The organism is Galbibacter sp. L-19 (assembly GCF_056857615.1).
Window position 1 is genome coordinate 1 of record NZ_JBSXNL010000048.1, and the last position, 12,461, is coordinate 12,461.

The 12,461-nt window shown below is 46.2% G+C and carries 9 protein-coding genes; 7 read left to right on the plus strand and 2 right to left on the minus strand.

The genetic code is table 11. The features are described from left to right. Positions 1-582 precede the first annotated feature (582 nt). A complete protein-coding gene (locus AC13CQ_RS07000; RefSeq protein WP_117019429.1) occupies positions 583-915 on the plus strand; it encodes a YegP family protein in 333 nt (110 codons plus the stop codon). 39 nt (positions 916-954) lie between these two features. On the opposite strand, the gene AC13CQ_RS07005 is transcribed toward AC13CQ_RS07000, so the two are convergent. Beyond that, positions 955-1,497, minus strand: a complete 543-nt coding sequence (locus AC13CQ_RS07005) for a hypothetical protein (RefSeq protein WP_117019430.1) — start codon at positions 1,495-1,497, stop codon at positions 955-957. A 355-nt stretch (positions 1,498-1,852) separates the two neighbouring features. After that, positions 1,853-3,655 carry a ParB/RepB/Spo0J family partition protein gene (locus AC13CQ_RS07010; RefSeq protein ID WP_117019431.1) on the minus strand — a complete coding sequence of 601 codons (1,803 nt, stop codon included), beginning with the start codon at positions 3,653-3,655 and terminating at the stop codon, positions 1,853-1,855. Positions 3,656-4,034: 379 nt separating this feature from the next. Here AC13CQ_RS07010 and AC13CQ_RS07015 point away from each other — a divergent pair, with 379 nt between their 5' ends. The 6 genes from AC13CQ_RS07015 (at position 4,035) to AC13CQ_RS07040 (ending at position 12,431) form a co-directional block, all read left to right on the plus strand. Beyond that, positions 4,035-4,718: a response regulator transcription factor gene (locus tag AC13CQ_RS07015; protein WP_482882759.1), complete on the plus strand. Its 684-nt coding sequence runs from the start codon at positions 4,035-4,037 to the stop codon at positions 4,716-4,718. Beyond that, positions 4,715-5,980 carry a sensor histidine kinase gene (locus AC13CQ_RS07020; RefSeq protein WP_117019433.1) on the plus strand — a complete coding sequence of 422 codons (1,266 nt, stop codon included), beginning with the start codon at positions 4,715-4,717 and terminating at the stop codon, positions 5,978-5,980. The genes AC13CQ_RS07015 and AC13CQ_RS07020 overlap by 4 nt, the downstream gene beginning before the upstream one ends. A gap of 114 nt (positions 5,981-6,094) precedes the next feature. After that, positions 6,095-7,471 (plus strand): TolC family protein, encoded by a 1,377-nt coding sequence (locus AC13CQ_RS07025; RefSeq protein ID WP_117019434.1) that lies wholly within the window; start codon positions 6,095-6,097, stop codon positions 7,469-7,471. Then, a complete protein-coding gene (locus AC13CQ_RS07030; RefSeq protein ID WP_117019435.1) occupies positions 7,468-10,611 on the plus strand; it encodes an efflux RND transporter permease subunit in 3,144 nt (1,047 codons plus the stop codon). The genes AC13CQ_RS07025 and AC13CQ_RS07030 overlap by 4 nt, the downstream gene beginning before the upstream one ends. A gap of 12 nt (positions 10,612-10,623) precedes the next feature. After that, complete coding sequence (locus tag AC13CQ_RS07035; RefSeq protein WP_117019436.1) at positions 10,624-11,709, plus strand: efflux RND transporter periplasmic adaptor subunit; 1,086 nt, start codon at positions 10,624-10,626, stop codon at positions 11,707-11,709. After that, positions 11,706-12,431 carry a superoxide dismutase gene (locus tag AC13CQ_RS07040; RefSeq protein ID WP_117019437.1) on the plus strand — a complete coding sequence of 242 codons (726 nt, stop codon included), beginning with the start codon at positions 11,706-11,708 and terminating at the stop codon, positions 12,429-12,431. The genes AC13CQ_RS07035 and AC13CQ_RS07040 overlap by 4 nt, the downstream gene beginning before the upstream one ends. The last annotated feature ends 30 nt before the right edge of the window (positions 12,432-12,461 follow it).

A 12,461-nucleotide genomic window follows, 5' to 3' on the forward strand; every position in this document is an offset into this window, starting at 1 on the left:
AAGGTGAATCCATGAGAAAAAAAAGAAAAAAACAATGATAAATTTTATATTTTTATAAGCACAAAACTGCTCTTTTTAGAACCTGTTTTACTATGCTCAATTTAAACAGGAATGGGTGGGTCAACTTTACAGGAATTTACAATGTGCTGAATGGTCTATAAATCGGATTACTCTATTGGAGGGGACAGGCTTGACGGAATGCGGGGGAATGGGCTGAGGGTACTATTAAACTATCAATTTCTGAACGGTATATAGAGCGTGAGGGGTAGCAGCGGCATCCTTTTGTGGTCTTTTTTGACCACAAAAGATATAGCGGATGACCCGACCCGCTTGCATTTTTGCGGAGGCTATTGTGCGTGGGCAGAATGCGGGCGGTGACACGCCCAAATAAATCTAAATGCCATAAATCGGAGTTGTTCGGCAATATTATATAGGCAATGGCATAGATGGTAAATTACTTTTTATTCGCCCATCCATCTTTTTAATAAGCCCGTCACCCAGGAAATCCATAAATCATGCCCGGTTGGTATAAATCAAATTTTTTTTGGTACCTTATTAGCATTAATCATAATACCAATACTTATGCAAAAATTCGAAATTTACAAGGACAGGGGCGGTGAATTCAGGTTCCGCCTGAAGGCCGCCAACGGACAGAACATCCTTGCCAGCGAAGGCTACAAGGCCAAGACCGGTTGTACCAATGGCATTGAATCCGTGAGAAACAATTCCCAGGACGACAGCAAATTCGAACGCTTGGAATCCCAGGGAGGAAGCCCCTACTTTAACCTAAAGGCATCCAACGGTCAAGTTATCGGGACCAGTGAGATGTACTCTTCTTTCAGTGCCATGGAAAACGGGATAGCATCGGTCAAGAAAAATGCTCCCGGAGCAACCGTCGATGACCTGACCCAATAGAGGCCGTGACCAAATCTGTAAAAGTTGAAAAGCTATCCCTTAAAGGGGCAGCTTTTTTTGGTTGGCACTTTCCTTGATAGCAGGTTTGCCTTCCTTAAGTTTCTGCTTAAGGGCTTTGCGCCGTTTGTCGTAAATCCATACCCTAAGCCGTTTCAACAGGATCTGCTCATAATCGGACAGGTTCTCTGGGGCAATCTCCATCATGGCTTCCATCTGTCCGGCATTCTTAAAGGTCTTGGCGTAATGAAGCCCGCACCAAGTATAGATATTGACCCATTCACCCGGCATAGGGGACTCAAAGGTCCTGGGCATCATATAGGCCACTACTTCTGTCAGGGAGGCCATCCGCTCACCCTGCATCTGTGTCAGCAGGCGGGCCAGGGTTATGTTCTTCAGGAGCAGTTGCGGTACGGCATCCTGCCAAGCGGACGGAAAGACGATGATGGGACTGCTCAGGCAGTCCATGAAGTCGAAGACAAAATCGGACTGGGCCATTTTAAAGGATTTGGGTTTGGATTTGGGTTCGGTGGTTGGCTCCACCTCAAAGCCAAAATCAAGTTGGTGCATGTTTGGATGTTCCATGATAACTGTTTTATGGTTCAACAATATTTTCAGGGATTTGCCAAACGGAAGACAAAATTTTGGAGCGGCAAGGAAACGGATATAAATAGCGAGGTATGAGCGGCTTTATGCCGTCCCTTGTCCGAGAAACATTTTGCGGGTTTACCTTGAGGAAATATTGGTGGGAATTAAACGATTCCATCAGTTCTCCCAGTTCAAAAAGGGTTTTAAAAATGTACAGTGATCTCAACCTATCCAGACATCGTCCAAAAGGTCGATTGTCATGAAGTTTCTTTTGTCTGTTGACCCTATTGAAAGACAAAAAAAAGGGAGGGTTCAAAAATCCGAACCCTTCCGATACTTGATTTATGGATGGTTATCCTGCCATGGCCTTGTCCTGTTGCTGCAGTGCTTCCACCCGTTCCTTTAGCCTTTTTTCACGTTTGCTGCGTGTCTTGGCATACCCTGCTTCTATCGTATCGATATTGGACTTATGGTATTCCTGTATGGCCGTGTAAAAGGAGCTATTGGTCAGATTGTTCATATGGTTGCTCTCCCCAAAGTGGACCTGTCTGGTCAATAGGAACCGGATGAGCCTGTTGAGGGTTTCCTCCTTGAATTCCTTCCTGAATCTGGCGACAATCTCTTCACGGGTCGTATTGGTCGTGTCCCCGAAAAATTCCTGAAAATGCTCCCGTTGATCAGAATAGCCGACATTGTTCTCGTACAGGGAGATGGAAAAAGCGACCATTTCATCAACGGACAGGGGCTTATCAATGTTGATATAATCCGTCATACGAACCATTTCAGCCACTTCCTTGAACTGTCGGTTGTTCTCGATCTGTTTCTTACGGGCCTCACGGGTATTAATCTTGATAATCTGTTCCTCTGGGGTGCATTCCGACATCTTGCGTTGTTCCAATGGAGCGGAACGTACATCTTCGATATCTTCCTGCTTTTCCTTAACCTTCACGAAAACCTCCTTGCTCTTATAGGTATCGGTATGGAGGAGGATGCCCTTTACAAATCCATGTTCAAGGGCGGTATCGTATCTCTCCCTTTCCTCCATATAAGCCTCCAAGGCTTCGTCCAGTTCTTCCTGTAGCTCTTCATCACTGTAATCGTAATGCCGGTATTCTTCCTTGATGGTGTCCAAGGTCGGTTCAATGGGTTCTTCGATGATCTCCAACGCATCGGTAAGGTGGACGGTAAGGCCCTGCTTTTCCATCTGGGCAGCCACCAGCTGGTTGTGTTCCTCATCTTTCCAATAGCGGCTTATCTTGGGAACCAACAGTAATTGTTCCGTTTTGGCCCTTTTTATAAGGTTCAACAGGGTCTTCTGTTTCTTGCTCTCAAAACAGGCCGTTCGGGTACAGACCATCTTTCCGTCCCCGAACAGGTTGCCCTGATTGGCCGCATTGAACGGACATAGGGTGCAGCCCCCTGCCTTGGGGAGCAGTTTTTTATCCGTTAGGTCAAAAGGGGCGTTGGCCAGGTCAAAGGTCCGGTTATCGACTATCCGTTTGAGCCTATTGGCATGGAACTCCCCGTCCAAGCTCTCCAACATCATCTGTTGTTCCCCTGCCTCGAACAGGGCCACGGCCACCCCTAGGGAAATGGTCATCTCCCCACTTCTCACATAGTGTTTGAAGCCTTCTATCAACCCTGCCAGTTTAAGCCGTTGCCTTACGAAGTTTTCGGTACGTCCCAACCGTTTTGCAATCTCCGCCGGGTTGTACTTATCCATTAGAAAGGCAATGGCCTCGGCCTCTTCAGTGGGTTCCACGTCCCTGCGTTGCAGGTTTTCGATGATCTGCACCTCAAGGACATCGTTGTCGGCATATTCCCTGACGATGGCCGGAATGGTCTTTTGTCCCGCCAGCTTACTGGCACGGTACCGACGCTCCCCCATCACGATGATATGATCCCTTCCGGATTTACGGACGGTGATGGGCTGTAGTACCCCATGTTCCTTAATACTTTGGGAAAGCAGTTGGAGGCTGTCCCCGTCAAAGGTCTTTCTGGGTTGCGAGGGGTCGGGAATGACCGAAGCCATATCCAGGTTCAGGATCTGTAGGACAGTGTCTTTCTTGCTCACAGCTGTTTTGGAACTGTTGGGATTTGTTTTCTTCCTTACCGCAGTTTTCCCGGTTTGCTTTTGTTTTGTTTGTGTTTCCATGATACTTGGATTTTAGTTAAACAATATTTGAGCATGGACCCAAGCGGAAGACAAAATTTTGGAGTGGCAAGGAAACGGAATAAATAGCGAGGTAGGAGCGGCTTTATGCCGTCCCTTGTCCGAGAAACATTTTGCGAGCTTAACTTTCGGAAATATTGTATTGAATACATTCTACGTACTACTTATTCTATTGGAAGTAAGGCTAAAGCAGACCTGACCCACTCCTTTTTGTGTCCTGATAATTTATTGAGAAGTGTAGTGTTCCATTACAGGTTTTCCACATTGGGTTAAACAGAACGGGAGCAAAAAGGAACGTAATAACAATCTCTAAAGTCCTGCCAGTATTTCTACAAAATTAATTACGTACTTTGTATGTGTTATGAAGTTACTTATTGTAGAAGATGAACCCCAATTGTTAAGAAGTCTGGAAGAATTTGCTTCCAAAGAAGATTTCATGTACGATACTGCGGCAGAATTCCAATCTGCCCTTGAGCGTATCGCACTCTACGATTATGACTGTATCATTCTGGACATCAACCTGCCGGATGGCAATGGGTTCGACCTGCTGAAAATCCTTCACAAAGAAGACAAGACCGATGGGGTTATCATCCTATCCGCCCGGAACTCGTTGGATGATAAACTAAAAGGTCTGGAACTGGGAGCTGATGATTATTTGACCAAACCATTTTATTTCTCCGAACTCAATGCCCGGATCAAAGCCATTATCCGGAGAAAACAATTTAAAACCAATAAGCTGGTCCGATTCGCCAACCTGATCATAGACCCAGATCAATATCTGGTAAGTGTAAATAACGATAAAAGCCCTATCTCCCTGACCAAAAAAGAATATGCCATTCTTGCCCACCTGGTCAGCAATTACAAACGGGTCATCACCAAAGTAGCCCTGGCCGAATATATCTGGGGCGATTATGTGGACGAGGCCCAGAGTTTTGATTTTTTGTTCTCCCAGATCCGGAACCTGAAACAGAAGCTGAAAAAGGCAGGGGCACAGGTGGTGATCCATAACATCTATGGGGTAGGGTACCAAATTAAAGTCATATGAAGCTGCTTACCTATACTTCCCGTATTCAATTATTCTTTTTCCTGGTGCTCTTTGGAGGGTTTTCCATATTGTTCTATTTGGTATTGAGTTGGAATGTCCTGCAAAATGTTGACGAGGTATTGTATAACCGGAAAATGAACCTTCTGGCCTATCTCAAAGAAAACCCCCGGGCGCCGTTTACGGAAGATAATCCATTGGACGATTTTACTTTTTATCTTATAGACGAGGAAGCCTTTCAAAAAGGAAGGGAGATCTATGCCGATACCCTGGTCTACGAACCAGTGGACGATGAACTGGACGAATATCGGAAACTCACCACCCCTGTGGAATTGCACGGGAACTATTACCGACTGGAGATTGTAAAGCCCCACCTGGAAGTGACAGAAATTGTTGGTGCCATTGCCATTGCCCTGGGAGGGCTGTTCCTGGGAATGACCTTGTGTTACTACCTGTCGCAGCGTGTTATATCCAGAAAAATATGGAACCCTTTCTATGAAATGCTGGAGAAGTTGCGACATTATCGCCTGGATAAACAAGTCCCGGTATTATCCCATTCCCGGATCGATGAATTCCGGACACTTCGGGATGCGATCACAGAACTGATGCAAAAGAACAAGGAAGTATTTGACAGTCAAAAGCAGTTTATTGAAAATGCTTCCCATGAAATGCAAACCCCGCTGTCCGTTATCCAATCGCGTTTGGAAGCCCTGATCAGCCAGGAAGAACTTACATTGGGGCAAGCGTCCATCATAGAAAGTATCATCGGATCGACACAACGGTTAAAAAAGTTAAATAAGACCCTGTTGCTTTTGTCCAGGATCGAAAACCGACAATTTCTCCTTACCGAAGAAATTCATATAAATAAGATAGTAAACTGGTCCCTAGCCTATTATGAAGAACAGAAAGTTGCACAGCATATTGAAATCGTCATAAAAAAAGAGGACGAACTGATCGTTCAGGGAAACACCATGCTTACCGAAATACTGCTGCAGAACCTGCTTAAAAATGCCTTCCTGCACAACATCAAGGAGGGGAAGGTCATTATTTCCATAATGAAAAACAGACTTTCCATCGCTAACACGGGCTATCAAAAAGCCTTGGACAAAGAAAAACTGTTTCACCGTTTTTATAAACAATCCGGCAACCCGGACACTTGGGGACTGGGATTGGCCATTGTCCACAAAATAGCAGAGGTAAGCAGTTGGGATGTCAACTATCACCAAGGAGAGGGATTTCATATTTTTACGGTGCTTTTTGAATAATGCCACTTAGAGGCCAAAAACCTAAAACTTTCAAATCCGTATACCCTGTGATTCTTTCTTCCCAACTTTCTACAGAATTGGCCTGTACATTTGTTTCTACAAAAACAAAATAGAATGTCGACCAATTTCAAGGGATTGTTTTGGGCCCTCCTGTTATCCGGGACCGGGAGTTTTGCCCAGGAAAGCATTCCGCTAAACAAACTGTTGGAAATAGCCCTGGATAATTATCCTTCCATCCGGGCAGCTGAGCTCCGGGCACAGGCAGCCCAAAGTAATGCAAGTGCTGCCAAACAAACACTCATTCCGGATATTACCGCATCATACCAGGCCAATTATTCCACATACAACAATCTGACAGGAATGTTCTATCCCGAATATGTATTGCCCGTAAGCGGACCTCCTTCGATGGATAACAGTAGCGAAATGGTATATGGCAGCGCAGCCAGTTTATTGCTCAAATGGGAAGCCTTCACTTTTGGGCGCAGGGCCAATGCCATAAAAGCCGCGGAAAGCCAGGTACAGGAAAAAACAGGTGAGCTTGATCTTACTACCTTTAGACATCAGATCAGACTCACCGATACGTATCTGGACTTTCTCCTGGCCAATGAGGTGTTAAAGAGCCTGCAGAGTAACCTTGAACGGTCCAAAACAAACTACGGGCAATCTGTCCGGCTGGCCCAAAGCGGTTTAATTGCGGGGGTGGATACCGCCCGTTTTCAATCGGCCTTCTCCAATGCAAAGATCCGGATGCTAAATCAAAAAAAGCGATTGTTTGAATTAAAGGATCGGCTGCAATTATATATCGCATCCGAATTACCGGAAGACCTGTCGGATGAAACTTTCTTCAAGGATCTTCCCGGTTTTGATACGGATACCCCGGTATTCGACCATCCGAAGGCACGGCTGGCACAATCTGAATGGCAGACGGCACAGTATCAATACAAAACCTCGCAAAAAAGAGGAATGCCTTCCTTAAGTTTATGGGGCACGGCATATGGCAGGGGATCCGGGGTAGAAACCGATGCAAATGGCAACTTGTTTGTTGAAGATGCCGCCAGGGGTTTTGACATCAACCGGTATAACTACGGCGTCGGCCTTCAACTTTCCATCCCAATTGCACAGCAGTTTCGCTACCATTCGGAAAGTAAAGTATTAAAGTACCGGTCGGATGCCCTGGAGGAAGAATTCAAAGAAACCCGTTTAGAATTAAAGCAACAACAGAATACCGCAGATTCCACATTACAAACGGCCATCCTCGTGGCCGGGGAATTACCTGCCCAATATAAGAATGCACAGTTTTCTTACACCGCATTAAAAACACAATACGCATCAGGACTGGTCAATTTTACGGAGCTGGCCGAAGCGCAGCACGAATTGGTCGCCACAGAGATCAATTATCGAAAGACCTTTTGGGAAGTATGGAAGGCTTTGCTTTACAAAGCTGCGGTATATGGTAATCTGGAAATATTTTTAAATGAATTGAACAAATGATACGACTCATTATAAGCGCTTTACGCAAACCCATTACCGTTGTTGTAGCCCTTTTGGCCGTCGTTTTCTTTTCGGTTTTGGCCATTCGGAACATGGCAGTGGACATTTTCCCCAGACTGGGAACTCCCACCATTTATGTGGCACAGACCTATGGCGGACTGGCACCCGACCAGATCGAGGGGTTTATGACCTCCTATTACGAATATCATTTCCTTTATATCAACGGTATCAAGGAGGTGGAAAGTAAGACTATTCAGGGGGTTTCGTTGATGAAGCTTACCTTTCATGAGGGAACGGATATGTCACAGGCACTGGCAGAAACGGTAGCCCAGGTAAACCGGTCCCGTGCCTTTATGCCGCCGGGCACGGTAACTCCCTTTATTACCCGTTTTGATGGCGGAGGTGCCCCTGTGGGGCAGCTGGTTTTCAGCAGTGAAACCCGGTCCAATGCCGAAATTCAGGATCTGGCTCTTTTTAAAGTACGGCCCAAATTTGCGTCTATACCCGGGGTGTCTGCACCGCCTCCGTTTGGAGGGAACCAACGTACGGTACTTATCAAAGCCAATCCGGAAAAACTTCGCAGTTACAACATCAGCCCGGACGAACTGGTCACTGCTTTGGCCAAGGGAAATACCATTGCTCCTTCGGGGAATATCCGTACTCAGGACCAACTCCTCATTGCCAATCAGAATACGGTTGTAAGCGACATCAAAGAATTAGAGAACATTCCGCTTACTTTGGGTTCCGGAGCAGCTGTGTATGTGCGTGATGTCGCAGAAGTACAGGACGGTGCGGACGTGGCCACCGGCTACGCCCTGATAAATGGCAAGCGTTCGGTATATATTCCGGTAACCAAACGCTCCAGCGCATCCACGTGGGATGTGGTGAAGCGTATCAAAGCTGCGCTCCCCGAAATGCAGGCAGCAGTTCCGGACGATATTAAAGTAAGTTATGAGTTTGATCAATCGGGCTATGTGATCAATTCCCTTAAAAACCTCTCGTTTGAAGGTTTTTTGGGAGCTTTGCTGACCGGGATTATGGTATTGCTTTTTCTCTCGGACAAGAGAAGTGCCCTGATCGTGATCGTAACCATCCCATTGGCCATTTTATCGGCAATCGTATGCCTGTACCTCTCCGGCCAGACATTAAATATCATGACTTTGGGCGGCCTGGCCCTTGCGATCGGTATTTTGGTGGACGAATCCACTGTAACGATAGAGAACATACACCGGCATCTGGAAACGGGAAAACCCAAATCCCGGGCCATACTGGAGGCCTGTAAGGAAATTGCGCTTCCAAAACTGCTTATCCTTGTCAGCATTCTGGCTGTTTTTGTCCCGTCCTTCTTTATGTCCGGTACCCCAAGGGCCATGTTTTTGCCCTTAACCCTTGCCGTAGGTTTTTCCATGATCGCTTCCTTTATCTTGTCGCAGACCCTGGTGCCCGTACTGGCCAACTGGTGGTTGAAAGACGAGCCCTTAAATCATCAGGATGCACATGGAAGATTCAGTCGGTTCAAAGACAAATTGCTGGGATATACAAAACGTATTTTTGAATGGCGCAGGATTGTTATTCCCGCTTATATCGTTGGCCTGGCCGGTATATTGTTGCTGCTGTTCTCCATGATCGGGACCGAAATATTCCCCAAGATCGATTCAGGACAGTTGCAGGTACGCGTACGGATGCCCGATGGAACGCGGGTCGAAACTACGGAAGAAAAGACCAAGGAGTTTTTAAGTATTGTCGAAGAGGTCGCGGGAAAGGAAAATATCGAGATCACTTCTGCTTTCGTAGGTATCCAGCCCCCAAGCTACCCGGTCAATACTATTTTTCTCTGGACAGGCGGACCGCATGAAGGTGTGGTCAAGATCAAATTGAAGGACACAAAAACTGACCTGGATGAGCTCCAGGAAACCCTCAGGGAGAAAGTTCGTGAAAGAATTCCCCGAATGAGCCTTTCGTTTGAACCGGCCGACCTGGTGGACCAGGTGATGAGCCAGGGTGCAAATACCTCCATTGAAATCGCCATACAGGGCAAAAACCTGGAAGAATCAAAACAGTTTGCCCAACAGGTCAAAGATAAAGTGGATGAACTGTCCTTCGTGCGGGATGTGCAGTTTGGTATCCCATTGAATTACCCATCCATTGACCTGAAGTACGATCGTGTAAGAGCAGGGCAATTGGGGCTGACCGTTGAAGATATCAGCCGTTCGGTGACGGCCTCCACATCGTCCAGCCGTTTTACACAGCCGAATTACTGGCTGGATGCAGGTTCCGGACACGCCTACCAGGTCCAGGTAGAATTTCCCCAATACCAGGTCAATGATCCGGGAGATATAGCCGGGATACCGTTAAAATCCGACAACGGCAACACCGTATATGTCAGGGATGTAAGCAAATGGGAAGCTTCCACGATGATAGGGGAATACGATCGCCTTAACCAGCAGCGTTTTATCACTGTTACAGGGAATATCCATGCTATGGACCTGGGCACAGCTATCAAGCAAGTAAAGAAACAAGTGACCTCATTGGGTGACCCGCCTGCCGGGATGAGCATAAAATACCGCGGGTTGGCGGAAACGCTTATACAAACATTTGACGAATTAAGCACAGGACTGCTTTTGGCCGTAATAGTGATCTTCCTGTTGCTCGCTGCCAGTTTCCAGTCCTTCAGGCTGTCCTTGGCCGTACTTTCAACTGTTCCCGCCGTAGTTGTCGGTTCATTCCTTTTACTTTGGTTGAGCGGAAACACCTTAAATATTCAATCCTTTATGGGGAGTATCATGGCCATTGGGGTGGCCGTTGCCAACGCCATTCTGTTCGTAACCATTGCAGAACAGTACCGCAAAGAAAACAACCCTGAAATACAAGTGCATATCCTCGGGATCAAGGATCGTATCCGCCCGATCATCATGACCAGTTTGGCCATGATAGCAGGAATGACCCCCATGGCCCTGGGTATGGGAGAAGGCGGGGAACAAACGGCCCCTTTGGGGATCGCAGTCATTGGCGGACTGTTGTTTTCCGTATTCGCCACCATCCTGGTATTGCCCTCCATCTATTGGGTATTGACGGGCAAAAGGCCATATAAAAGCGTCTCGCTTGATCCGGACGATGAAAATCATATTAAGAGCAATTAAAATAACCGAAAAATGAAATCTAACCTTTTTTATATCGCTATCCTGGCTTTCACTACGGTGTCATGCATTAATAAAAGTACCGGGACTGTATCAAATACCGCAGAAGATGCCCCCAGGGCCATGGAAGTCATAGAAGTGCAAAGTCAACCGATTCAACAAACGCTGAAACTGCCCGGTGAACTACACCCTTTTGAAAGAGCAAATATTTTTGCCAAAGTGAAAGGTTATGTAAAAGAAGTACGGGTCGATATTGGGGATAAAGTTGAAAAGGGACAGGTATTGATGCGTATAGAAGCCCCAGAAATGCAATCTGAGTATACTGAAGCAGTAAGCGAAGCTGCTTCCGCCAGAGCGGATTACACTACGGGCAAAGACCAATATGAAAGGTTAAAGCATGCCGCAGAAACACCAGGTACCGTTGCCGCCTCAGACCTGGTACGTGCCAAAAATAAAATGGATGCCGACAGCGGCCGTATGCAGGCCCAAAACGCTAGGGTCTCGGCAAAAAGAGATTTATTGGGTTATCTCACCATTACTGCTCCGTTTTCCGGAATGGTCTCCGTCCGCAATGTAGATGTGGGGGATTTTGTAGGGGATAACGCTGACAAGGTGGTATTCGTCATAGAAAACAATACCAGGCTCCGGCTGAAAGTCCCCTTACCGGAAGCCTCTACAGGAAGTACGGACAACGACAGTATTACATTCACCGTTGAATCCCATCCCGGGAAAACCTTTCACGGCATGTTCTACAAAAGAGCACATAGCATCACACCTGAAACAAGGACAGAATTATGGGAATTTTTGGTAGACAATGAAAACGGAGAACTACAAGCCGGGCTTTTTGCAGAAACCCATATTCAGTTGAGTAGAAAAGAAAGCGGTATCTTTATTCCCAATAGCGCGGTCCTGACTACCTTAAAACGTAAAGCCGTTGCAAAAGTGCTTGGAGGCAAAATACAATGGGTTGATGTGACCTCCGGAATTAAGGATGCGTCACACACCGAAGTTTTCGGAGAGATCAAACCCGGCGACCTTTTACTCGTGAACCCCAACGAAGAACTCAAAGAAGGCTTAACCATAAAAACAGTAATAAAATGAATCGAAAAGAATTTCTGAAAAACAGTGCCATCATAGGCGGAGCGACCATCCTGCCCGTCAATAGTGTTTTTTCACAGAACGTTACCGGAAACGGCATCGACAAACTGGTGGACAACGAAGGTAACTTCATTCAACAGTCCCTTCCCTATAACAAAAATTTCCTTGAGCCTTATATGGATGAGGAAACACTGCATCTCCATTTTGAATTCCACCACGGTGGAGCGGTAAAAGGGGCCAATAAGGATCTGGAAAACATTAAAAAAAATCTACAGACCGGGGATATGGACATGTCGGACCTATGGACGAGAAAATTGGCGTACCATTTTTCCAGCCACGTCCTGCACACCATTTTCTGGACGAACCTGACTAATAAGAAAACAGAACCCAAGGCGGAACTACTTCAACAAATAGATAAGGATTTCGGGTCGTTTGACCGCCTCAAGGCCTATATTGCCAAAATTTCAAAAACTGTAGAAGGCAGTGGTTGGGGGATATTGGGATATCAGCCCTATTCCCGATCGTTGACTTTACTGCAATGCGAAAACCATCAAAAACTCACCCAATGGGGAGTTATTCCGCTTTTGGTCATAGACGTTTGGGAACATGCCTATTATCTGAAATATAAAAATAAAAGAGCAGATTTTGTAGATACCTTATTGGAGATTATCGACTGGGACAACGTGGCAGAACGGTTTGTAACCGCCAAAAAACTGCACGGATAACTTTTTGTCGAGATATAGAATTAAACCATA